General features: G+C 40.6%; 25 protein-coding genes. 11 read left to right on the top strand and 14 right to left on the bottom strand.

Annotated elements, in window-relative coordinates; all coding sequences use genetic code 11:
- Positions 1-16 precede the first annotated feature (16 nt).
- Complete coding sequence (locus B4F91_RS11395) at positions 17-601, top strand: thymidine kinase (protein ID WP_004588785.1); 585 nt, start codon at positions 17-19, stop codon at positions 599-601.
- Here B4F91_RS11395 and ltaE read toward each other — a convergent pair.
- Complete coding sequence (gene ltaE, locus B4F91_RS11390; protein ID WP_286936954.1) at positions 584-1,588, bottom strand: low-specificity L-threonine aldolase; 1,005 nt, start codon at positions 1,586-1,588, stop codon at positions 584-586. The genes B4F91_RS11395 and ltaE overlap by 18 nt on opposite strands.
- A 48-nt stretch (positions 1,589-1,636) precedes the next feature.
- Entirely contained in the window at positions 1,637-2,569 is a 933-nt protein-coding gene (gene rlmF / locus B4F91_RS11385) for a 23S rRNA (adenine(1618)-N(6))-methyltransferase RlmF (RefSeq protein WP_286936956.1), read from the bottom strand.
- Positions 2,570-2,697: 128 nt separating this feature from the next.
- Between rlmF and B4F91_RS11380 the strand changes: the two genes are divergently transcribed.
- A complete protein-coding gene (locus B4F91_RS11380) occupies positions 2,698-3,600 on the top strand; it encodes an alpha/beta fold hydrolase (RefSeq protein ID WP_286936957.1) in 903 nt (300 codons plus the stop codon).
- Positions 3,601-3,610: 10 nt separating this feature from the next.
- Here the strand turns inward: B4F91_RS11380 and B4F91_RS11375 are convergent, their stop codons facing one another.
- The 3 genes from B4F91_RS11375 to B4F91_RS11365 form a co-directional block, all read right to left on the bottom strand.
- Positions 3,611-5,038, bottom strand: coding sequence for a tetratricopeptide repeat-containing sulfotransferase family protein (locus B4F91_RS11375; RefSeq protein WP_286936959.1), 1,428 nt, complete (start codon positions 5,036-5,038; stop codon positions 3,611-3,613).
- Positions 5,039-5,124: 86 nt separating this feature from the next.
- Positions 5,125-7,737, bottom strand: coding sequence for a TonB-dependent receptor plug domain-containing protein (locus B4F91_RS11370; protein WP_286936960.1), 2,613 nt, complete (start codon positions 7,735-7,737; stop codon positions 5,125-5,127).
- Between the two features lie 325 nt (positions 7,738-8,062).
- Positions 8,063-8,230: an oxidoreductase-like domain-containing protein gene (locus B4F91_RS11365; RefSeq protein WP_096042878.1), complete on the bottom strand. Its 168-nt coding sequence runs from the start codon at positions 8,228-8,230 to the stop codon at positions 8,063-8,065.
- A 104-nt stretch (positions 8,231-8,334) separates the two neighbouring features.
- Between B4F91_RS11365 and B4F91_RS11360 the strand changes: the two genes are divergently transcribed.
- The gene (locus tag B4F91_RS11360) at positions 8,335-8,757 is read left to right on the top strand and encodes a hypothetical protein (RefSeq protein WP_024031949.1); all 423 of its coding nucleotides are present in this window, start codon (positions 8,335-8,337) and stop codon (positions 8,755-8,757) included.
- An 82-nt stretch (positions 8,758-8,839) separates the two neighbouring features.
- Positions 8,840-10,201, top strand: a complete 1,362-nt coding sequence (locus B4F91_RS11355) for a leucyl aminopeptidase family protein (RefSeq protein WP_126009088.1) — start codon at positions 8,840-8,842, stop codon at positions 10,199-10,201.
- A 17-nt stretch (positions 10,202-10,218) separates the two neighbouring features.
- Here B4F91_RS11355 and B4F91_RS11350 read toward each other — a convergent pair whose 3' ends face one another.
- Both B4F91_RS11350 and B4F91_RS11345 read right to left on the bottom strand, forming a co-directional pair.
- Positions 10,219-10,605 (bottom strand): VOC family protein, encoded by a 387-nt coding sequence (locus tag B4F91_RS11350; RefSeq protein ID WP_264389802.1) that lies wholly within the window; start codon positions 10,603-10,605, stop codon positions 10,219-10,221.
- 96 nt (positions 10,606-10,701) lie between these two features.
- On the bottom strand, positions 10,702-11,781 hold the full coding sequence (locus B4F91_RS11345) for a ketoacyl-ACP synthase III (RefSeq protein WP_288635759.1): 1,080 nt from the start codon (positions 11,779-11,781) through the stop codon (positions 10,702-10,704).
- Between the two features lie 367 nt (positions 11,782-12,148).
- Here B4F91_RS11345 and B4F91_RS11340 point away from each other — a divergent pair, with 367 nt between their 5' ends.
- The 7 genes from B4F91_RS11340 (at position 12,149) to B4F91_RS11310 (ending at position 16,346) form a co-directional block, all read left to right on the top strand.
- Positions 12,149-12,553, top strand: a complete 405-nt coding sequence (locus B4F91_RS11340; RefSeq protein ID WP_004588774.1) for a DUF4440 domain-containing protein — start codon at positions 12,149-12,151, stop codon at positions 12,551-12,553.
- 44 nt (positions 12,554-12,597) lie between these two features.
- Positions 12,598-13,839: an ATP-binding protein gene (locus B4F91_RS11335; RefSeq protein WP_286936268.1), complete on the top strand. Its 1,242-nt coding sequence runs from the start codon at positions 12,598-12,600 to the stop codon at positions 13,837-13,839.
- Complete coding sequence (locus B4F91_RS11330; RefSeq protein ID WP_029771697.1) at positions 13,836-14,363, top strand: response regulator transcription factor; 528 nt, start codon at positions 13,836-13,838, stop codon at positions 14,361-14,363. The genes B4F91_RS11335 and B4F91_RS11330 overlap by 4 nt, the downstream gene beginning before the upstream one ends.
- 18 nt (positions 14,364-14,381) lie before the next feature.
- Positions 14,382-14,804 carry a thiol-disulfide oxidoreductase DCC family protein gene (locus B4F91_RS11325; RefSeq protein WP_286936267.1) on the top strand — a complete coding sequence of 141 codons (423 nt, stop codon included), beginning with the start codon at positions 14,382-14,384 and terminating at the stop codon, positions 14,802-14,804.
- A 90-nt stretch (positions 14,805-14,894) separates the two neighbouring features.
- Positions 14,895-15,344 (top strand): DUF3592 domain-containing protein, encoded by a 450-nt coding sequence (locus tag B4F91_RS11320; protein WP_286938998.1) that lies wholly within the window; start codon positions 14,895-14,897, stop codon positions 15,342-15,344.
- A gap of 192 nt (positions 15,345-15,536) precedes the next feature.
- A complete protein-coding gene (locus B4F91_RS11315) occupies positions 15,537-15,959 on the top strand; it encodes a hypothetical protein (RefSeq protein WP_286938997.1) in 423 nt (140 codons plus the stop codon).
- A 108-nt stretch (positions 15,960-16,067) separates the two neighbouring features.
- The gene (locus B4F91_RS11310; protein WP_004588770.1) at positions 16,068-16,346 is read left to right on the top strand and encodes a peptidylprolyl isomerase; all 279 of its coding nucleotides are present in this window, start codon (positions 16,068-16,070) and stop codon (positions 16,344-16,346) included.
- A gap of 67 nt (positions 16,347-16,413) precedes the next feature.
- On the opposite strand, the gene B4F91_RS11305 is transcribed toward B4F91_RS11310, so the two are convergent.
- From B4F91_RS11305 to B4F91_RS11275, 7 genes are all read right to left on the bottom strand, one after another.
- Positions 16,414-16,758: a TonB family protein gene (locus B4F91_RS11305; RefSeq protein WP_286938996.1), complete on the bottom strand. Its 345-nt coding sequence runs from the start codon at positions 16,756-16,758 to the stop codon at positions 16,414-16,416.
- A 106-nt stretch (positions 16,759-16,864) separates the two neighbouring features.
- On the bottom strand, positions 16,865-17,596 hold the full coding sequence (locus B4F91_RS11300; protein ID WP_286938994.1) for a MauE/DoxX family redox-associated membrane protein: 732 nt from the start codon (positions 17,594-17,596) through the stop codon (positions 16,865-16,867).
- Between the two features lie 334 nt (positions 17,597-17,930).
- A complete protein-coding gene (locus B4F91_RS11295) occupies positions 17,931-18,590 on the bottom strand; it encodes a DsbA family oxidoreductase (RefSeq protein ID WP_286938993.1) in 660 nt (219 codons plus the stop codon).
- 110 nt (positions 18,591-18,700) lie between these two features.
- A complete protein-coding gene (locus tag B4F91_RS11290) occupies positions 18,701-19,921 on the bottom strand; it encodes a M24 family metallopeptidase (RefSeq protein WP_248461928.1) in 1,221 nt (406 codons plus the stop codon).
- A gap of 158 nt (positions 19,922-20,079) precedes the next feature.
- The gene (locus B4F91_RS11285) at positions 20,080-20,691 is read right to left on the bottom strand and encodes a flavin reductase family protein (RefSeq protein WP_004588763.1); all 612 of its coding nucleotides are present in this window, start codon (positions 20,689-20,691) and stop codon (positions 20,080-20,082) included.
- 9 nt (positions 20,692-20,700) lie between these two features.
- Positions 20,701-21,423, bottom strand: a complete 723-nt coding sequence (locus tag B4F91_RS11280; RefSeq protein WP_248461929.1) for an SDR family NAD(P)-dependent oxidoreductase — start codon at positions 21,421-21,423, stop codon at positions 20,701-20,703.
- Complete coding sequence (locus tag B4F91_RS11275) at positions 21,420-21,818, bottom strand: thiol-disulfide oxidoreductase DCC family protein (RefSeq protein WP_248461930.1); 399 nt, start codon at positions 21,816-21,818, stop codon at positions 21,420-21,422. Before B4F91_RS11275 ends, B4F91_RS11280 begins: the two co-directional genes overlap by 4 nt.
- Between the last annotated feature and the right edge of the window lie 103 nt (positions 21,819-21,921).

The raw sequence follows: 21,921 nt of genomic DNA, 5'->3' as shown, positions 1-21,921 counted from the left end.
ATCTTAAGGCACGGCAATGGCTCAATTATACTTTTACTACTCTGCGATGAATGCGGGTAAATCAACCACCTTATTACAATCTGCGTTTAACTATCGTGAGCGCGGTATGGAGCCAGTTATTTTAACGGCTGCAATTGATAACCGCTCAGGTGTAGGAAAAGTATCGTCTCGTATCGGGCTGCAAGCTGATGCGCATATATTTGATGCGTCAAAAAATGTTTTTGAGCTGATCCAAAATCTGCAAAACGAAAAAAAGCGTCACTGTGTATTGGTTGACGAATGCCAGTTTTTATCTAAAGAGCAAGTTATGCAGCTGACTGATGTAGTTGATGAACTTGGTATTCCGGTATTGTGTTATGGCCTGCGAAGCGACTTTAGAGGTGAGTTATTTATTGGCTCTCAGTACTTGCTAGCATGGGCCGATAAACTGGTTGAGCTTAAAACAGTGTGCCATTGCGGCCGTAAAGCCAATCATGTGTTGCGTACAGATGAAAACGGCAATGCCATTGCCGATGGTAACCAAGTAGAAATTGGCGGCAACGACCGTTATGTGTCGGTGTGCCGCAAGCACTATAAGGCTGAGTTAAATATGGGCCGCTAAGGCTCGTATAAAAGTATCTATATCATCTTTGTTTATATCAAGATGAGTGACTAGCCTAAGCTGTTTGCTTGGGCTAATTAATATGCCTTGTTGTGCTAATTGCTCGCTAATATGCGCTATATTTAACTCACTTGAATAGCGCGCATACACCATGTTAGTGGTGTTACTCATGTCCACGCTAAACCCATTGAGCTCATTAAGCTTACTTGCTAAATAACGCGCATTAGCGTGGTCGTCTTTTAAGCGAGAAACGTTATTTTCAAGTGCGTATTGCCCCGCGGCTGCCAGCATTCCGGCTTGGCGCATGCCACCACCGAGTACTTTTCTCCAGCGCCGTGCTTTTGTGATAAGCGCCTTTGTGCCTAGTAATAGCGAGCCAACGGGAGCACCTAGCCCTTTTGATAAGCAAATTGAAACAGAGTCAAAGTGCTGGGTTATATCTGTAATATCAACGTTTAATTCAACTGCTGCATTAAACGCACGTGCGCCATCTAAGTGCAGAGCTAACGAGTGCTCATTTACAAAATGACGTGCTTTGGCTAAGTAGCTAAGGGGGAGCACTTTTCCGCCTATGGTGTTTTCAAGGCTAAGTAAGCGGGTGTTGGCAAAATGGCTATCGTTTGGTTTTATTGCTGCGGCAATTTTATCAAAGCAGAGGCTGCCATCGGGTTCATTCTCAATCGGTTGTGGTTGAATAGAGCCTAATACTGCAGCGCCACCGCCTTCAAATTTATAGTTATGGGCATTTTGCCCGCAAATATATTCATCTCCGCGTTCGCAATGAGCCATAAGCGCAAGTAAATTAGCTTGCGTGCCAGAGCTACAATAAAGTGCGGCTTCAAAGCTAAAACGCTCACATGCATAGGCTTCTAGTTGGTTTATGCTAGGATCATCCCCGTACACATCATCGCCTACTGGCGCGCTATACATTACATCGCGCATGGCTTTTGAAGGTTTAGTAACCGTGTCTGAGCGAAAATCTATCATGGTGGTTATTCCTTTATTAAGTACTACAGGCTTTATTGTTTTATGGGTTTAAACAAGCTCTTCAAAAATTTGTTCACGGGTGGCTTTATCAAAATAACTCCAGGCAATAAAGCGACTTACTTTTTGCCCTTGTGCCATGCCTATAATTTTATATTCGGCAATAGGGAGGGTGCTTAATTTATTTTCTAACACTTTAAGTGTTTCTTTTTTTGAAACCAAGGAGGTAAACCATATTACTTGCTCTGCAAATTGCTCACTTTGAGCAATCATATTGCTAATAAACTGTGCTTCGCCGCCCTCGCACCATAGCTCATTATTTTGCCCGCCAAAATTAAGGGTGTTTTTAGGTGATTTTCCTAAGTTTTTCCATTTGCGCTGCGACCCTTTATTGGCCTCTTCTGCGCTTGCGTGAAACGGGGGGTTACACAGGGTTAAATGAAATAAATCTTTTTTATTTATAATGTTTTCAAAAATAGATGATGTGTTTTTTTGGTGTTTTAGGGTTATTTTTAAACCATTAAATTGGGCGATTTGCTTCGCTATTTTTATAGAATTTGCATCGATATCGCTACCAGTAAAGTGCCAGTTGTATTCATGATTACCCGTTAACGGGTAGACCAAATTGGCCCCTGTGCCAATATCGAGCACCTTAATTTGCCTGCCAGTTGGAATATTTTGTTGGTTGTCGTCGCTTAATAAGTCTGCCAAGTAATGAATGTAATCAACGCGACCAGGAATAGGAGGGCATAGGTTATGCTCAGGAATATCCCAAAAATCTATTTTATAATGCGCTTTTAAAAGCGCTTGGTTAAGCGTTTTTACTGCTGTGTTATTGGTAAAGTCAATGCTCTTACTCCCCGCAGGGGTGACGATGATGAAAGGGGTTAACGCATCGTGCTTATCGCATAGCATGTCTAAATCGTAGCCATGTAAATGTTGATTGCGTGGGTGGAGCTTGTTAGAGACTTGTTTTGATTTCATAGCATTAATTTAGCAATTAAATAATGGCGCAATTGTATCAAATGCCCCACTAAAAAGTGCAACCATTTACTTTAGAATTAACAGTGGTACTGGTAGGATGAGTGGCTAAAAATAATAAAGGAAAATTTGTGGCAATTACACAGCACTCCCATTTTGTTCAACTAGGCAATCTGCAAACGCTACATTTACGCCGTATAGCAAACGACAAGCAAGCGGGCCCCGTGGTGTTTTTTATGCACGGCGCAGTAGAAAATGGCAAAATTTTTTATACTCATAGCAATAAAGGGCTAGCCCCTTATTTGGCTGAGCAAGGCTATTGCTGTTATGTAGCAGACCTGCGCGGGCGTGGAGAAAGCAAGCCGCTTATTTCGCCGCAGGCTAAATATGGTCAAACAGAGGCAATAGTAGAAGATATCCCCGCCTTTATTAATTACATTGAACAATTCGAGGGTAAAAAGCCAGACTATTGGGTTGCTCACTCTTGGGGGGGCGTTTTAATGAATAGCGTTTTTGCACGTTTTCCTGAGTATTTAAAAGAGGTTAAAGCGTGTGCTTATTTTGGCTCTAAACGCTCTTTGTTTAACAATCACCCTAAAAAGTTACTACAAGCAAATGTAATTTGGTACTTTATGGCGCCCATATTGGCTAAAAAACAGGGTTACTTAAACGCTAAAGGCTATAAGTGGGGCAGCGATAACGAATCGCAAAAGTCGCATTATCAAAGCATGCAGTGGGCTAAAAAAAGGCCATGGATAGATAGCGATGATGGTTTTGACTATGCAAAAGCCTTAGCTAAAGTGCAGGTGCCGCCTACACTACATATTGGCGCTGTAAACGATAAGGCTCTTGCGCAGCCTATTGATATTAAAAAGTTTATGGCAGAGTCCGGACCTGGAAAACAAACCCTTAAAATTTATGGCAAGCGCCATGGTCATAGTGTGGATTACGATCATATTAATATGCTTACTCACCCTCAGGCACGGGATGAGCAATTTAAAGATGTTGTAAGCTGGTTTAACGAGCACAGTTAGGCAATTAGGCTCATTCAAATTGTTTTAAAAGCGGTGTTTTATAGCGCTCCCAACGCGCAAGTGCCTGTGTATTAATTGGCTGCCTAATGGCTTGTTTGCTTAATGTGCTAACAGCAGCCTTACGCTTATAAAATGCTAAGCATTGCGGTTCATACTCACACCCTAAAAACGAAAATAAAGCACTTAGCTTCGACTCAGGCTCGGCAACTATTTGCTCATAATGAATATCGTATAGCGGTAATGAGGGCAGGCTGCGCCAATGATCCATTAATTTTGCATACAACGCATGGTAAAGTTTAAATTCTTTTAAATCACAAAAGTACGGCTCATTTTCGGCAAAGTAGTTACTGAACACCGAAAAAGCAGTGGCGTTAAAATCCCTACTTAAATTAATAAATTTAGCATTAGGGAACAGCAAGTAAATTAAGCCAATAGACTGATAGTTACTCGGTAGCTTATTAATAATGAAAGGGCGTATAGGCTGTGCTTTTTTTAATTCTTCAATATAAATATTGCGAGCTTTTGCGATTAAATCCTTACTAAGTACGCTTAGGCATTGCGGGTATGGGGTTTGCGTTTGCTGCTCTATAAATGCCACCACCTGGTTAGCAATACTGGTGTTTTCACCTAATGTGGCAAACTGTGAGTGGCTGGCCATCATTTGCTCAAGTAAGGTTGAGCCGCTGCGGGGCATGCCAATAATAAACACAGGCGTAATAGTGCCGGTAAAAGTGTGATCGGCAGATTCAATTATCTGTTGTGTATTATGCGTTATAATTGTTTCATAAAAAGGCACTAAGTCACTGGTTTTAAAGTGAGTAAGCTTTTTTTGAAGTTTGTTGGCAAGCACATAATAGTTAAATGCTTGCTCTGTATCTTCTAGTTTGTCGTAGCTTTTACCTAACGCGTAGTAACACACCATTTTTAAACGCACGTTATTCGTTTGCGTTAAAAAGTGGTGCAGGTTGCTCACATAATTATGTTCTTTATTGAAACGGCCTAATTGTACTAGTTCAAATAAAATATAGGCAGTTACGGGGTATAGCCCCATGCTTAGCGCATGCGCAAATGTGGTGTGTGCTTTGTCTAATTCGCCGTAGCTTAAATAATGCTGAGCTAAATAATAATGAGGCTCTGGGTTATGGCTTGCGAGACTTTTAGCATATTCGAGTACTTTAAGCGCATCATTAGGAGAATTAACACCGTTAAATGCATCGGCAAGGGCGTGCAGTGGCTCAAGCATATGGGGTAAACGTTCGCATGCTTTTTGTAATAAGTATACCGCTGCATCATAGCGCTCTAACCTAAGTGCTATCCTGCCTAAACCAAATAATGCTTCGCCGCTTTGCGGGTTACTATTTAAAATTGCTTTAAAATGAAACTCGGCTTCTTTGAGTTTATTTTCTTGTAGTAATTGATTGGCTTTTTTAATTAGCATGATGAGGCATTATCGTTTTTTAATTAATATAAAATAAAAAAGGCGAAATGTCTTAACATTTCGCCTTGGTTTATCATGAAAAAATATTAGAAAGTATAGGTTGCTTTCGCGTAGTAGAAGCCACCGTTGTAATCAAACGGGCCACTTTCGTAATAGATACCACCAACCACAGCTCTAGAACCGTAGTTGCCATCTGCCGAAACTTCTTGTAGCTTTTCAGCCTCGGTATCAAACAAATTGTTAGCACCTACGGAAAGGGTTACCGAATCTGTTGCAAAATAGCTTACTTCTACATCAAATGTTACTGCGGAATCAGCAGTTTTAGACCAACCATATGTATCGCCAATATCTGGCTCGTCGGCATGAGTCGCAAAGTATTCGCCAAAGTAGTTAGCACGAACAAACATACTCACATTTTCCCAATCTTGGGCAACAGTTAAAGTGGCTCTATGCTCGGGAATGCCTTTCTCTAGGCGTTTTACTTTAAAATCTGATGTATAATTGCCTGCGTTTACTACTTCGGTTGTATTGTAGTTATACGCTAAACTAAACTTAGTTGAACCATCTAATAAGTCCATTGAATAGTTTGCTACTATATCAGCCCCTTGAGTTTTTGTGTCAAAGTCGTTTGCAAAAAACGTAATTGACCCCCCAAGTAACAGCTCTGGGTTCGGGTACAACCCTTGCAATGCATCAACATCATTTTGTGTAATAAATAACTTATCTGTTTGAGCAATACGATCATCTACTTCGATATGATACAAGTCGATAGTTAAGAAGAAGTCACCACTTTGATATACCCCACCAAAAGCATAACTTTGAGACTCTTCAGGCTCTAGCTCTACCCCACCCTTTTGTGCTGATACTGGATGGGTTGGTGAGTAAGTTGCGGATTGGATCAACTCACCATTTACTAGTGATGTTTGGGTATTCACTACATTAGCTTGACCAACAGTGGGTGCTCTAAACCCCGTTGAATGCGAAGCACGTAAAGATAGCTCATCAGTTACTGAATATTGTGCTGTCAGCTTATAATTAACAGTATCACCAAATGACGAAAATTTTTCATAACGTAAAGCTCCGCCTACTAAAAAGTCTTCTGTTAGATATGCTTCAACATCTAAATATGCGGCTTTACTTTGGCGCTTATAGATACCCTGAGATTCAGGTGAGAAGCCTGAGAAACCATGCGAGCCAACACTAAAGCCTTGTGTAGCAAGGACTCCTTGCTCCCAAGAGTTTTCTTCACCAGATATAATTTCAAAACTCTCTTGGCGCCATTCAGCACCAAAAGCTACATTCATTGGGTCATCAAGACCTACATCGTAAAGTTTTGCAATGTCGATATTGAGTGCCTTTTCTAGCTGAATATATGAACCTGCTTCAAAAGAGTTATCTAATGGTTGATCTGCACCTAGCGAAGGGTTAACTGTGTTTACCAGTGTGTAACTAGATTTATTTCTCCCTACAGAGGCGCTAACGTCGTAAAGAGCTTCATTCAAAAATGTACCTGTTATCTCGCCTTCTGTGCCCATTGTTAATGATGTATCATTAATTTCACCTGTAAACTGAGGAGTATAGCCACCAGGGAATAACTCATTAAAGGCCCAACAATTATCATTGTTAGCGACATTATTGATGTAGTCATCTTGAGTAAGTACATTTGCACTTGTAATTGCAATGTTTGGACATGCATCAGCGTTTCCATCCATTGCTCCAACAAGTAGATCACCGTTACTGTCAGTATAGACACCTGAGCGGTTTTGCGGGTTACGATAGTAATAACCCCCTGTGGCAGTCCTATCAGAGTAATTCCCAAACATGTAAAAACGGCTGTGGTCACTTATATCTAAGCCAACATTTGCAAATAAAGTAACATCTTCTTCAAGTTCTGGGTTACCCCATACTTGTGCAGGCGTAGCCACTGAATTATTGCCGGCCTCGATTAGAGCAGAAGCATCAGGGCGTTGCAGTGTACGGCTAGTTGCGTCGGCCGTTTTATATTGAAAGCTTAGATTAGCAAAGCCGCTATCTGTAAAAGGCAAGCCGATATTACCGTCAACAACAGTTTGATCCCCGTCACCTTCGTAGTATTGCCCTTGACGAATAGATACTGAGCCTCCTTCAGATGCATCTTTTAAAACAAAATTCATTACACCAGCAATGGCATCAGAGCCGTATTGTGCAGCAGCACCATCTCTGAGTACTTCAACTTGCTTAAGAGCGACACTAGGGATCACAGAAATATCGGGGCCCTGAGCACCATCATTAACTCCGCCCCCTTGAAAGGCGATGACAGACGCTCTATGACGGCGTTTGCCGTTTAGTAATATAAGTGTTGAATCTGAAGATAATCCGCGTAAATTAACGGGCCTTACAAATGATGCTGCATCAGAAATTGGTTGCTGGCGGGCATTGAATGAAGGAACGGCTGCCTGCAGCATATCAAGCATATCTGTAGAGCCATTTTTACTTAATTCATCACCACCTACGATATCGATAGGCACTGGTGAGTCTGCCACAGATCGCGGTGCAGCCCTTGAGCCTACCACAGCTATTTTTTCAACATTTGCATCAACTTTTGTTGCATTTTGTTCTTCTGCTGCAACAGTAGAACCTGAAATAAACAAACCTGCGGTGGTTGTTGTTGCTAATGCAAATTTAATTGCTTGATTTAGCGCATTGCTTTTAAGTTTCATTCTAATTTTCCCCAGTTAGAATATATTTTGTACGTAATGCAGTAATTAACATTACTTATTTATAATTTTGGACGTATTCACATGGGGATAAAGAGTCAACCTACTCAACTTCTTAAAGCTAAAAGCCCACCTCATGTGAAGTCCTATGTACAGCCTATACATAAAAAACTTTCAGGGCAATTAATAATTAACTCTTTAATAACAAAAAGTTCAAAATAAAATATATTTGCAACAATGGTGCAGTATGTAACTAATTTGAACTAATAAAGTGCGATTTTAACGCTTTTTCGAAGATTTAATGCGCGAAGTGGGTGGGTGGATGTTATCAACTTGTTTCTTTTGGTGAGGCGGGTGGTGTGTTTTGCGCTTGCCAGTCACGATATTTTTGTCTGTATTCGTCCCACACGCAAGGGCTACAGCTACCTCCGCCGCAGCATTCATCAGGCTGTGGTTTTTGGGGTTTGAGGAGTACTATTATTTGTTTGTTTTGCATAAAAATGAGCTTGTGAGCACTGTTATGGTGCAAAAGAGTAAAGTATAGGGCGTATTAAGTAAATTATTCTTGTGTAAAACCCTTTATGTGTGAAAATAAAGGGTATGCGATTATATAAAGTTATTCACCGTGCGCCTTGGCGGGTAGTTAAAATTAGTAAAAAGCGCCAACAGCTTCGCTTTCGTCGTGCAATGGTGGCGCTAAAAATTGCTCTTGCGCAAGAAAGGCAAGAAACCATAGAAATGCTCACCATTTATAGGCGTTACACGCAGGGGCAAACCAGCAAAGAAGAGTTAAAGCGTGCTAATGAGCAATTTGTAGATATTTTAAAAGGGCTTGGCTTAGGTGTATTTGCCGTACTGCCGTTTGCCCCTATTACTATTCCATTGGTTGTAAAGCTAGGCAGAATGGTAGGTGTAGATGTATTGCCTAGCTCGTTTAACATTAATAAACCAGTTAAAGAGCTAGACGCCGAAATAGTTAAAGAGGATTTAAAACAACACACTAAAGCGCCAAATAAAGAATAAATCTGGCTAAAATTAGCTATACCTTTTAGCCGGTCTTATTGGTATGCTTTGAGCTACCATTTTTTATTATATGAGCTTTTCAATGAGTGCATTACTTCGTCATACTTCTTCTGGTATTCCTTTATCTTTTATTCTTAAAAACGAGTTAACTGACTGGCAATCACAACAACCAGCTTTTATCCAAACATGGTTAACAAATAGCGGCTTTGAAAAGCAAGGTTTAGCGCTTGTGCCTGACGCGCAAACCGGTGAGCTAAGCCACGTTTATTGTTTATTACAAAGCCAAGACGATTTTTGGGCCGCAGGCGAGCTTGCCAATAAATTACCGCTGGGCACGTATCAAATTCAAGGCGATGATGCCTTTATAGAGCAAGTCGCACTTGGTTTTGTGCTAGGCGGCTATGAATTTAGTGAATATAAAGAAAAACCAACGGCCAAAGCACAATTAGCCATTGCCGATGAAGCGCTGTATCAGCGTATTAAGCAACAAGCCGATGCCATTTATTTAGCGCGTGATTTAGTAAACACACCTGCGGTAGATATGATGCCGCAGCATTTATCGCAAGTAATGGAAGATTTAGCCAATAATTACAACGGTGAATTTACCCAGTGGATTGGCGATGAGCTACTTGAGCAAAATTACCCAACAATACACATGGTCGGGCGCGCGAGCGAAAACAAACCGCGATTACTTGATTTAAAATGGGGCGATGAAAACGCACCACTTATTACCTTAGTTGGTAAAGGGGTATGTTTTGACTCTGGCGGGCTTGATTTAAAACCAAGCTCGGGCATGCGTAACATGAAAAAAGACATGGGCGGGGCTGCGCACGTTATTGCTTTAGCGCAGCTAATTATGGCGGCTAATTTACCAATTAGACTGCGTGTTTTAGTGCCTGCGGTTGAAAACGCGGTATCGCGAAATGCATTTCGCCCAGGTGATGTAATTAAAACGCGTAAAGGCATTATGGTTGAAATAGACAATACCGATGCAGAAGGGCGTTTAGTATTGTGTGATGCGCTTAGCGAAGCACAAAACGATAACCCTGAGCTAATTATTGACTTTGCGACCCTTACCGGTGCTTGTCGTGTTGCTTTAGGTACTGAGCTACCGGGTTTTTTCTCAACAGAGCGCGATGTAGCAAATGGTATTATTGATGCCGGTATGGATGTAAGCGACCCTGTATGGCAATTGCCTTTATTTGATCAGTACAAAAGCTTTTTAAAGAGCGATGTAGCCGATATGGCAAACTGTGCCAGCACACCATTTGGTGGTGCAATTACCGCGGCGCTTTATTTAAAAGAGTTTGTAGAGCCAACCACACCCTGGGTACATTTTGATGTAATGGCGTGGAATTTACGTGCTTTACCTGGGCGCCCAACTGGCGGCGAAGCGTTAGGTATTCGTGCGGTATTTAATTACTTGCAAAGCCGCTTTAAATAAACCTTGTTATACGAGGGTTATACCTCGTATAACTCAAGCGGTAAGTTATCTGGATCGGCAAAAAAGGTGAATTTTTTGCCGGTTATTTCATCCACTCTTATCTCTTCCACTGTTATATTATGTGACTCTAAATACTGCTTTGCTTGGGCAACGTTTTTAACTTTAAATGCTAAATGCCTTAAGCCTTGCGCTTCTGGGTAGCTTGGTCTTGCAGGTGCTCCATCAAACGAAAATAACTCTATTTGGCTGCCATCAGGCATCGCTAAATCTAATTTATACGAATTACGCGCGGCCCTAAAATGCTCGTTAATAACTTTAAGTTTAAGTACGTTACTATAAAAGTGCTTAGAGCGGGCGTAGTCACTGCAAATAACAGCAGCATGATGAATGCCTAATAGTTCCATGTAGTTAGCTCCATGTAATTAGCTCCATGAGTTTGTTCTCCTAAAAACAAAAACGCACTAAAAAGTGCGTTTAATTTTTATGTGCTTTAAAAACGTTTAGCTAGGCTCAGCGTCTTTGCAGGCTTTAACTGCGGGGGCTACAAGCTCCAGGCCGGTTAGCTCACACGGTGGCAAAGTTGCATCACTTACTTTAATCGGCGTTACACGCTCGCCCCATTTTATATAGCTTGCTGCCCACGTTAAACCTGCGCCAAACGCTGCCGACATAATATTTGAATGCGGCTTAATTAAGCCTTGCTCTACGGCTTCACATAACGCAATAGCAATCGTGGCGGCTGAGGTATTGCCGTAGTCAGCAATGTTTACCATTACTTTTTCATCCGGCACTTTTAAACGATGCTGAATTGCTTGAATAATACGTAAATTAGCTTGATGTGGCACTAATACGTTTATGTCATCGAGGCTTAGATTGGCTTGCGTTAATACATCATCACACGCTTCGCTCATACCTTTAACGGCACGTTTGAATATTTCACGGCCTTCAAATAGTAAGTCTGATGGGCCAATTGGCTCATATTTATTTAAATCACTACCAAAGTTGGTGATATGCAAAATGTCTCTGTCTTCGCTGTCGCAACCGGTTTTAGTACCAAGTAGGCCTGCGGGTGTATCTGCGGCTTCGAGTACTACTGCGCCTGCACCATCACCAAATAATACAGCGCTGTCACGGCGTGACCAGTTTATATACCAGGTCATGCGCTCAGCAGCTATAACCACGGCTTTTTTAATCATACCTGCCTGAATTTGAGCGGTAGCTGCCTGAAGGGCATATAAAAAACCAGAACACGCAGCATTGGTATCCATAGCTGCAGCGCCGGTAGCACCAATGTTTTTTTGTACTAAAGAGGCGGTATTGGCCACTACAGTAGAAGGGGTACACGTTGCTAAAATAACTAAATCGATATCTTTTGCGTCAATCCCTGCACAATCGATGGCGTGCTTTGCGGCAACGGTTGCCAGTTCTGCGGTGCTAACATGGCTAACCCTACGAGATTTAATACCAGTACGTGTGGTGATCCACTCATCGTTGGTATCAACTATTTCGCTAATTTCATCGTTGCTAATGCTTGCTGGTGGAATACATTTACCCCAACCAGTAATATGTGCGTAGGCCATAGTGTGTTCTCTTAAAATGGTGGTCTGACGTGTATTGCTAATGGGTGAGTTATATCAAAAATTGCCCTTTAAGAGAAGTTATTAACCTGTTTTGTCTCGTAAATAATAGTAATTGTGGGCAATTTGACGTAAAGCTTGTTTAAAGAGTAAGCAAGTATTAAAACTATACGTAGCGATGTGTTAAACAGCATATAATTGAATAGTGCATGATTTTGCGGCTTTACTTAAACGTAAGTGACTTGCGTTTATGGCACTGCGTTAAAGTGTTAGCTTGAGTGCATTAAAGTAAGCCGATATTATTAATTACTGCCCGTTTAACGTATAAACACACAAACACGTGGCAATTGCATACATATTAAGGAAGCCCATGAGCAATAAAATAAAAGTGTCGTTGTTTAATCACTTGATTGAGGCCGAACGACAGTTGCTCGACCCCGATGTTCGTCAATCAAGCCATGCATTAAATGCCTTACTTGATGATGAATTTATTGAAATTGCAGCTAATGGTACCGTATTTGATAAGCAGCATGTACTCACACGTTTACCCACCGAGGTTGTTCCGCAGTTTTATAATCAGCACTTTAAAGGGCGAATGCTTAGCGATGATGTCGCGCAAATTAGTTACCAAGCGGCTTATAGGCGCTCAGCCCGAAGTGAGTTTAATTACTCCTTACGTATGTCGCTTTGGCGTAAAAGTAATGAACAATGGAAAATGGTGTTTCATCAAGGGACCCCGTGCGCGCTGTTTACTATATCAATGGATGAAGATTAACTTTTTTAACGTATTAAATTTTATAGGTACATCACACCTTGTTTATGCAAACCGACCCGACCATTAGTCGCCTTTTAATGCTGCGAAGTGGTGCTATTGCTGTGCAGTTAATTGCTGTACTAAGCGTGTATTTTTTATTAGAACACCAAATAGCGTTACTCCCTTTATTAGTGGTAATAGCTATAGAGGCGATATTTCAATTAGTAAGCGTATTCGCCTATCGAAATGTTAGCCAAGCGCGCCCTATAGGGATGTTAATGCAGCTCACTGCGGATGTGCTGTTTTTAACTATTTTGCTCTCATTAAGTGGTGGCGCAACCAATGCGTTTGTATCGCTATTATTGCTACCTATCATGATTGCAGCGGTCACCCTTCGTGAAAAAGGACTCGCTTATACCGCCGTACTGGCAATTGCCGCTTATAGCTTTTTACTCATTAGGATGCCCGATCACAGTATGCATCAAATGAATATGAGCGGGCATTTTATAGGCATGTGGGTTAACTTTGTTTTAAGTGCAAGCGTTATCGCTTTGGTTATTGGTGCTATGAGCCGAGCATTAAAGGAGCGAGAGCGCACAATAGCTAAAGCTCGCGAGCAGCAATTGCGCAACGAGCAACTGGTAATCCTAGATGGCGCAGCTGCGCAAATAACCCATCAACTAGCCAGTCCTATCGCTAACTTACAATTACTATTTGAAGAGCTTTTAGAAGATCAGCCAAATAACCCTGTCGTGGTGCAAATGCACACACCGCTCAAGCAATGTGCTAGGCAATTAAATGACTTTAGAAAGCTCTCTGCTCAGCTTCGTAATAAAAATACCACCGAGCACATTACAGTAAACCAGCTACAAAAGCAGATCACCGATACATTATTACTGCAATACCCTGATCAGCACATTAATTGGTTAAGTGAGCCAATAGCAGTCACCTTAAAAAGTGATGCAATGCTATTGTCTGCTATTCTCAATTTGCTACAAAATGCATGCATTGCTAATCAAAAAAATAACCAAACCCAGTTAGAGCTAAGCTGGCAGCAAGATAATCAACACAGTGAAAGTATATATTTGCTAATTCGTGATTTTGGTAGCGGTTTTAGCCAATCACAATTAGCAGAGCTTGGCGGGCAACTTATGCCTAGCAGCCAAGGTATGGGACTTGCGGTTTTACTTTCTAATGTAACGTTTGAGCGACTAAACGGCTCGTTAACTTTGTATAATCATGCTGGTGGCGGGGCTGTGGCTAAAGTAAAATTAGCCATAGCAAATAATGAGCAATCACTTACATGAAATTACTGATAATTGAAGACGATATAAACCTTGCCAGTACACTTGCTCGGCGTTTAACAAAACAAGGCTTTAGTTGTGAAGTTGCGCATAACCAAAGTGATGCATTACTCAGTGCACATAAACACTTACCAGATTTTATTTTGCTCGATATGAAATTGGGTGACGATAACGGGCTTGCCTTAATTAAGCCACTTCGCAGCTTATTACCGCAAGCGTATATTGTATTATTAACAGGGTTTGCAAGCATAGCCACCGCAGTAGAGGCCATGCGTTTAGGTGCTAACGACTACCTTACTAAACCCGTTGATATGGCCACGCTATTAAAGGCCCTAAACGCAGATTTAAATACACAAAATGTTAGTGATGTTGCCACACCAGTTATGTCACCAGAGCGTTTAGAGTGGGAGCATATTCAGCAAGTGCTACATAGTAATAACGGTAATGTGTCGGCCACTGCGCGGCAACTCAATATGCATAGGCGCACATTGCAGCGTAAGTTACAAAAAAAGCCGGTTCAGCAGTAACCGCTTAAGGGGTATAAAATGAGTGATGATGCGGCTACATTAATGCGTAATCAAAAAATTATATTATTCGATGCACAGTGCAAATTATGTAGTGCGTGGTGTAATTTTATTATTAGTAACGATACCACTGCCATTTTTAAACTGTGCAGCGTGCAATCCCCAAAAGGGGCACTGCTATTAACTCATTTTGGTTTTTCAACCACACAATACGCCTCAATGGTTTACCTACAAAACGGCAAAGCGTACACGCAAAGCCATGCTTTTTTTGAAGTGGTTAAGCAGCTAGGTTACCCCTACAAACTAGCCACTGTATTTAGTGTTTTACCCAATACATTTAATAATTGGCTGTACGATAAAATTGCTTTAAACCGCTATACCTTATTTGGCAAATATCAGTATTGCAGAATACCCAACCCAGAGGACGCAAAACATTATTTATAATTGATCGCAGGTAAAGAAATTTACTATCGTGTTGAATCATTGTCTCCATAAACAAATATATTGTGTAGTCCCAAAAAATTAGGTGCTGATATGTTTAATAAAAGTAGAGTCTTTTTTGTTGTAATGCTTTTAAGTTCACTCGCTTGGAGTGCTTATTTAGTAACCGTTGTTTCAGAAGGTCTGACTACGAAAAGTTGGCCTATGGTTGAGGGTACTGTTATTTCTAGTCATGGACTACGTATACAACATAACCAAGAGCGCTATATTATAGAGGTTGAATACTCTTATATGCTTGATGAAAAGCTATTTGTTGGAAATCGAGTATCAAACGTCAACTCTATGCTTGATAGAGCGGAGCGAGATTTACAACTTAAAAAATATCAAACGAGGGATAAAGTTAATGTTTATTATAATCCTCAGGAGCCTAGTAAATCCTACCTAATGGTTGGTGTAGGCTACGGTATTTATCTTTTGTTGTTTGTGTGTATAGCTATGGTATTTTTCTCAGCTGTGAATTTAAGAACGTTATTAAAAAACTGATTTTAAAAAGGCTCTTAGCAGAAGCAGAAAACTAATTGGGTTAGGTTTTTCTTATTGCCTTTGGTTGGTAGCTGCTAATATTGAGGTGTTAACTAATACAAATCAATAGGTTATGAGTTTTTTGGCCTCGCAGTTTAGAGTGTACGGATGCGTTATAGAGCAATCCTCCCGGAAAGTTAATAGAATCCAAATATGAAAAAATTTATATCTATGTCTAGATTGTTAGTTTTAATGGTTGTGGTCTTTTCTGTAAAAGCATTTCCCTTACAGGAAAGTATAGAATGTAAAAAAGTATCATGGGGTCAACTGTTTAAGAATCAAAATGATTTGGTTGGAACTAAGGTGTGCTTAGTTGGACATTACGGACACCTTGATTTTTATGAAGATCGTGCAGCTCTAGAAAAAATGTCAAAGCAATACTTAGTATTCCCATTTTACGGTGATGGAACTGAGGGGTTTGTTAAGCATTGTAGTGATCGAATGCTTTTAGTGGAGGGATTTATTGCCAGTCATGAAAAAAGTAAAGCACCACGAATTAGAAAAGTAACTAGGTTAAGCCCGCTCTCGGCCCCTGAATATAGCTGTTTAGACCAAATATCAGGTTTTGTGAATTAAAGCGTGCTATTGGGTGACGCCAATTATTTGATTGGTCAGCTATAAGTAGATGCTAGGTTTAGGTGGCTGTGCTAAAATCGCCGCGTTTTAAATTATCAGGGCTTTGAAATGGCAAGTACAGCGCACGCACTCCACATATTGGTTAAACACAAAGAAATAGCAGAAGACATTATTAAGCAATTAGGTAAAGGTGCCAAATTTCAAACCTTAGCTAAAAAATACTCGTCGTGCCCATCAGGTAAAAAAGGCGGTGACCTTGGCGAATTTAGACGCGGGCAAATGGTTCCGCAGTTTGACAAAATAGCCTTTAATGGCGCTATTTTAGAGCCACATTTAGTTAAAACTAAATTTGGCTGGCATGTAATTAAAGTGCTTTATCGTACTTAATAAGCTCGCTGACAAATACTAAAAAGGCTGCACACTGCAGCCTTTAAGATATAACCTTACCCGATTATTAATTATCCAAATTAAACTCAATTGTCATTTCTAAATTTTTATCAGGTACAGCAACACCATTAACAACTTTAGGTGAGTATTGCCATTTAGATAGGGCACGTTTGGCTTCGCTATTAAACACTTGTTCAGGTTTAGCGTTAATAACTTTAATATTATTTGGGCGCCCATAACTATCTACATCAAAAGACATGGTAACAAAACCTTCTGTTTTGTTACGTACCTCTGCAACAGGGTATTTAGGGGGAACTGTTGATTTTACTGTTGCGGTAGGACTGTCTTGAAGTGGAGTTGTAGTACAGCCAGTAATGATTAGAGCGGCAATGATAGACAGTAAGTATTTCATTTTAATTCCTTTTATTATTTAGTTAGTAGCCTTTTTTACACTAAAAGACCAGCCATGTAAAATAATCCGCTTAGTTATCAAGCCCATTATTTAACCTGAATTAAGGTTATTTAATAAACATCCAGATACCCGCCGCAATCATAAACAGGTTTTCGGTCAGAGAGACAAACCCCAGCGGTACATTACTATCTCCACCAACACAGGCACATTTAAGCTCGCGTTTGTCTATGTAAACAGCCTTAATCACCGACACGGCGCCAACACCCCCAATAAATAAAGAAATTGGTGCAACAATATAAGCTGAAAGCCCTGCAATCATGCCAATACTTACAAATGCTTCTAAAAATGGATACACATAAGCATATCTCACTACTTTCATCGCAAATAAATCATAGGTTATAAAAGAATTACTAAAGCTGTATAAGTCGCGTAATTTTTGAATAGCCAGTACGCCCATTGTTAACGCGACAAACAGCATAACTGTATGCATAGAAAAAAGTGCAAAGCCAGTCGAGTAGCTAAATGCAAAGGCAAGCAATAAGGTAACAGCAAAAATGGCCGTTACGGGAGTATAAGTAGTACCTTGTTGACCAGGCTCCGATTTATTAAAGTAATCGCGCAGGTCATCATACCCGCCAATGCGTTCGTTATCGATAAATGTTTGTGGTGTGGTATCAACATTGTGCTTTTGTTGAAATGCATCGGTTTCTTCGCGCGAAGTCAGCGGCTTATCATCTACCTTATAGCCCTTTCGCTTAAGTAAATCTTTTGATTTGAGTCCAAATGGGCAAATATGCTCATTAGTTACCATTCTGTATAATGTTGCTGACTTAGCCATGCTTGCTCCTTATGCGTATTTAGTTACTCATTAGCCCTTAAATAATAGTGAGTGAATGGCGGTATGAAAGAAGTTAATGGCACATTGTAATATTTACGTGGTATTTGAAATAAAATAGCGCGCAGCACACTCATTAAGAACACAAAATAGGCAATGCACGTATAGTGCCAGCACTTTTATAAAAGCGCAGAAGGTAAAGTTTGAGTAGCAGAGGGTTTTTGTTAAAAGCTTATAGAAAAATAGGTTCACGTAGGCAGTAAAGTCACGCTGCACCTTTAAAATCATATAAGACTGCATTGCGCAGCCTTATATATGTTAAACAGCAGCTTACTTGCTAAGCGTCTTGCTTGGCTTCTTCTTCACTAATTTGTTTTAGTGCTTGAATAAATGAGTCGCTTGGTTGTCCGCCACTAATTGCATATTTTTCGTTGATAATAAATGTAGGGACTGAAGTAATACCCATTTGCTTAAAGCGGTCTTGCTCTTGGCGTACTGTTTGAACGTATTTATCTGAGTGTAAAATACTACGCGCCTGTTCTTTATCAAGGCCAACACTTTCTACTACATCAAGCAGTGCCTCTTCTTGATTTAAGTATTTTAAATCGGTGAAGTGTGCTTCAAACATGGCAAGCTTTAATTCGGTTTGCTTATCTTCTTCACGAGCCCAAGTAAGTAGGCGGTGTAAATCAAAGCTGTTGATCATGATGCGCTCACCATCAAAATTAAAGGTAAACCCGGCACGCTGACCTGCTTCGTACATGTTTTTACGATTTTCATCGCCTTGCTCTTCGCTTAGGTTGTACTTTTGCATTAGGTGCTCATTTAAATTTTGACCTTCAAGCGGCATGTCAGGATTTAGCTCAAAAGGATGCCACGTAATATCTGCACTCATCTCGTCTTTAAGTTGGCCAAGCGCTGTTTCTAGGTTTTTGTAACCTATTACGCACCATGGGCACATTACGTCTGACACGATATCAATTTTAAAGTTTTTCATATTCATCCTTTTGCGGATTGCTTTGGTATAACAAACGATATTGGGATGAAGTATGCATTATCAATCCTCAAACTAAAAAGAGCAGCTAATGGCTGCTCTTTATAAAGGGTTTAAGCGTTCAGCCCAAACGGGTCGTCAATACTATAACTTGGTTGTGTAAACCAATGCGGGCCGTTGTCGGTCATATAAAAGTGATCCTCCAAACGTACACCAAATTCATCAGGTATTACTAGCATTGGCTCGTTACTAAAACACATGCCAGGTGCAAGTGGGGTTTTGTCTCCACCGACTAAATAAGGCCATTCGTGAATATCTAAGCCAATACCATGGCCCGTACGATGCGGGCAGCCCGGTGTTTGGTACTGTGGCCCCAATCCTTGAGCCGCTAAATAGTGACGAGCGCCGGCATCAACTGCTTCACACGTAGCGCCAATTTTTGCAGCACTAAAGGCGGCGAGTTGCGCTGCTTTTTCATGATCCCAAAACATGCGCTGGCGCACTGTTGGCTCACCAAATACATAGGTGCGGGTTATATCTGAAAGGTAATCATGCACTTTGCAACCGGTATCTATTAATACCATATCGCCTTTTTTAAGCACTTGCGCATCTTTAACGCCATGTGGAAATGAGGTCGCCACACCAAATAAAACAATACAAAAATAGTTACCGGGGGCACCTACTTTTTGATGCGCTTTTTTAATGAAGGCTTCTGCCTCTGTGGTGGTAATACCTTCGTAAAGCATGCTTGCAGTTGCTTGATGTACAGCTAAAGTCATATCCATTGCGCATTGCATGAGCGCTAATTCGTTTACCGACTTATGCATGCGGCAATGTGCAGTAACGCTCTGTGCATTAACTATATTTAGGCCTTTTTGCGCTTTGTTAATACCGTCGAATATAAAAAATTGGGCACTTTCATCAATGCCTATTGTGGCATTGTCATTAATGTTGAGCTGCTTGAGTACACTTACAAATAACGCATATGGACTTTCGTGTTCTTGCCATCCATGAATGGGGCCTTCAATCACTTTAAAGCCGTTTAGGGTGCCAATTTCAAAATAAGGGGCTATGTATTGTACATCGCCTATAGCGGGTAAAATGGCGCCAACCATGCGCTCACTTGCATACCATTTCATACCTGTGAAGTAAGTGAGGTTTGTACCTGCATTTAAATAAATTGCATCAATATTATTTGCTTGCATATAAGCTTGTGCTTTTGCAATGCGCTGTAAATATTCATCTGCTTGAATAGGGGTTACATTGGCGGTCATATTGCTTAATCCCGCTAATGCTTGCTCGCTTGTGTGTGTACCAACGCCTAGTGTGGCCATAAAAGTCTCCTTGGTTTCAATACCAAGCTGCATAAATACTTGAGCAATTGAACAAATTAAATTTCACTAAAATGTTAAAAAGCCCCAATAAGCAGATTGGTGTTAGGCATTGTGTTTAATGTAAAACCATAATTCAATATTATGCGACAACATGCATGCTAAGGTTTTTTAGCGTAAGGTAAACGCGATAATTTATTGCTAGTGTGGTAACTATCAAGCCCAGTTACAGCCACAGTCTCAATAGCTTGTAAATCTAAAAAGCCATCACTTTGTAGCGCCGCTTCATCTAAATACACATCAGTAATTTCACCTATAACCAGCTCGGTGCCATTAACGGCTAAGTGTTGGTGCTCAACGTATTTCACAGAGTATTTTAATCGCGACTCTTGCACAAAAGGGGCTGTAAATTCATTTAGGTATTCTGGCGTTAAACCTGTTGCGTCAAATTCTGACTCGCCTTTATCGTAGCGAGCTGATGTTTGATGAGCTTGCTTATATATGGCCTTATTAACTTGGTTAATGGTGTAACAGCCGGTTTCTATGATGTTTTCAAACGTATGGCGAGGCACGCTATTAGGGCGCATTATCATGCCAACCAATGGCGGGTGAGCCCCTAAATGAATAACCGAGCTAACAATAGCTACATTTGTATTGCCTTGCTTGTCTTGCGTGCCAATTAAGTTGGCGCTTTTAAAACCCGAAAGTGAATTAATTAAATGAGTACGAGTGTGTTTTTCAAGTGCGTTTATGCGCTCTTTAGTAAAATGCATTAAAGGTCCTTACCAGGGTATGGCTTCGCCTTGCCAATCTAAATAGGCGGGCTCACCGTTAAGTTCTAAATGAGGGTTATTAAACGTAAATGTAAAAAGCTGTTTAGCTACAAATTCAGCGCTAAAAAGCTTATCCGCAGGTACGTTTTTTTGAAATGGTTTTGAAAGCGCAGTATCGGTAGTGCCCGGATGAAATAACACCAGTTTAGTATTTTTAGCTCGGCGCGCCAGTTCTACCGCTGCGGTTTTAAATAGCATGTTTAAGGCCGCTTTAGATGCGCGGTATGTATACCAACCACCTAATTTATTATCGTTAATACTGCCCACACGCGCACTGAGCGCCGTTATAGTGCACTGCGTTTTATGTGTTAACAGCGGTAAAATGCTCTGCAAGCACAGTAAGGGAGTGAGTGTGTTGGAATTAAATAATTCGTTAAAATAGTCTGCGTTTAGCTCTTCTAGCTTTTTTTCTGGCATGTGGTTTTTATTGTGCAATGTGCCATTAAACATAACGACTTGTTGAATATCGGCATTTTGCTCTTTTAAGTAAGTTGTAACCTTGGCTAAGCTTTGCGCTGTGTAATCGCTCTTTATGTAAACAACATTACTATTTGTATCTGCCTTTTTTGAGCTAACACATATAACTTGCACTGTGGGTGCATTTATTTGTAGGTGCTCAATATAAGCTTGTGCTATTGCGCTGCTGGCACCAAATAAAACAATTGTTTTCATTGTTTGTCCTTTGTATTAACGGTGCATTGGCCGTTTAAACAGGAGGCGTTTGGCATGAGGAAACGGCTAATTTTTTGTCTATGTTTTGCAAAAAACATATAGGCGGCATCAGCGAAGTAGCGAATTATTGGCAAGCGAAAAATTTTCAACCAGCGGTATTTTCCTACTGTTTTCCACGCTTGATAGGTAACATCTAAGCCGTAAATTATCTCGCCAGTTGGTAACTGTGCATGCAATATAGCCATGGCCTTGTTTTTATTAACACTTGGATAACGTGCGCTAAAATCGTGGCTATTAAGGTCTTCTAAAACAATTTTATGTTTAGTATCAGCATCTTTAAGGTGCTGCATTTCGGTATTGCAAAGCGGGCAGCTGGCGTCGTAAAAAATGATCATAAAAGCCGTTTTCTAATAATTTACATATAGCTAATTACGATTCACCATTGCAAATGGATCTATTAAATCTGCGCTCATGATGATATTAATAGCATTCCATGAA

Origin of the sequence: Pseudoalteromonas sp. UBA6610, assembly GCF_002433295.1 — a bacterium.
In the GTDB taxonomy this organism is placed as follows: domain Bacteria; phylum Pseudomonadota; class Gammaproteobacteria; order Enterobacterales; family Alteromonadaceae; genus Pseudoalteromonas; species Pseudoalteromonas atlantica.
The sequence above is the reverse complement of the archived record's forward strand: the minus strand, read 5'-3'. Positions and strand labels throughout refer to the sequence as shown.

Bases quoted from the DNA above. Each gene is read 5' to 3' on its own strand.
- B4F91_RS11365 (WP_096042878.1), bottom strand. From the start codon at position 8,230: ATGCAAAACAAACAAATAATAGTACTCCTCAAACCCCAAAAACCACAG.
- B4F91_RS11330 (WP_029771697.1), top strand. From the start codon at position 13,836: ATGAAATTACTGATAATTGAAGACGATATAAACCTTGCCAGTACACTT.
- B4F91_RS11370 (WP_286936960.1), bottom strand. From the start codon at position 7,737: ATGAAACTTAAAAGCAATGCGCTAAATCAAGCAATTAAATTTGCATTA.
- B4F91_RS11315 (WP_286938997.1), top strand. From the start codon at position 15,537: ATGAAAAAATTTATATCTATGTCTAGATTGTTAGTTTTAATGGTTGTG.
- B4F91_RS11320 (WP_286938998.1), top strand. From the start codon at position 14,895: ATGTTTAATAAAAGTAGAGTCTTTTTTGTTGTAATGCTTTTAAGTTCA.
- ltaE (WP_286936954.1), bottom strand. From the start codon at position 1,588: ATGATAGATTTTCGCTCAGACACGGTTACTAAACCTTCAAAAGCCATG.
- B4F91_RS11290 (WP_248461928.1), bottom strand. From the start codon at position 19,921: ATGGCCACACTAGGCGTTGGTACACACACAAGCGAGCAAGCATTAGCG.
- B4F91_RS11325 (WP_286936267.1), top strand. From the start codon at position 14,382: ATGAGTGATGATGCGGCTACATTAATGCGTAATCAAAAAATTATATTA.
- B4F91_RS11375 (WP_286936959.1), bottom strand. From the start codon at position 5,038: ATGCTAATTAAAAAAGCCAATCAATTACTACAAGAAAATAAACTCAAA.
- B4F91_RS11395 (WP_004588785.1), top strand. From the start codon at position 17: ATGGCTCAATTATACTTTTACTACTCTGCGATGAATGCGGGTAAATCA.
- B4F91_RS11295 (WP_286938993.1), bottom strand. From the start codon at position 18,590: ATGAAAAACTTTAAAATTGATATCGTGTCAGACGTAATGTGCCCATGG.
- B4F91_RS11275 (WP_248461930.1), bottom strand. From the start codon at position 21,818: ATGATCATTTTTTACGACGCCAGCTGCCCGCTTTGCAATACCGAAATG.
- B4F91_RS11355 (WP_126009088.1), top strand. From the start codon at position 8,840: ATGAGTGCATTACTTCGTCATACTTCTTCTGGTATTCCTTTATCTTTT.
- B4F91_RS11310 (WP_004588770.1), top strand. From the start codon at position 16,068: ATGGCAAGTACAGCGCACGCACTCCACATATTGGTTAAACACAAAGAA.
- B4F91_RS11300 (WP_286938994.1), bottom strand. From the start codon at position 17,596: ATGGCTAAGTCAGCAACATTATACAGAATGGTAACTAATGAGCATATT.
- B4F91_RS11285 (WP_004588763.1), bottom strand. From the start codon at position 20,691: ATGCATTTTACTAAAGAGCGCATAAACGCACTTGAAAAACACACTCGT.
- B4F91_RS11280 (WP_248461929.1), bottom strand. From the start codon at position 21,423: ATGAAAACAATTGTTTTATTTGGTGCCAGCAGCGCAATAGCACAAGCT.
- B4F91_RS11340 (WP_004588774.1), top strand. From the start codon at position 12,149: ATGAGCAATAAAATAAAAGTGTCGTTGTTTAATCACTTGATTGAGGCC.
- B4F91_RS11360 (WP_024031949.1), top strand. From the start codon at position 8,335: ATGCGATTATATAAAGTTATTCACCGTGCGCCTTGGCGGGTAGTTAAA.
- B4F91_RS11345 (WP_288635759.1), bottom strand. From the start codon at position 11,781: ATGGCCTACGCACATATTACTGGTTGGGGTAAATGTATTCCACCAGCA.
- rlmF (WP_286936956.1), bottom strand. From the start codon at position 2,569: ATGAAATCAAAACAAGTCTCTAACAAGCTCCACCCACGCAATCAACAT.
- B4F91_RS11335 (WP_286936268.1), top strand. From the start codon at position 12,598: ATGCAAACCGACCCGACCATTAGTCGCCTTTTAATGCTGCGAAGTGGT.
- B4F91_RS11350 (WP_264389802.1), bottom strand. From the start codon at position 10,605: ATGGAACTATTAGGCATTCATCATGCTGCTGTTATTTGCAGTGACTAC.
- B4F91_RS11305 (WP_286938996.1), bottom strand. From the start codon at position 16,758: ATGAAATACTTACTGTCTATCATTGCCGCTCTAATCATTACTGGCTGT.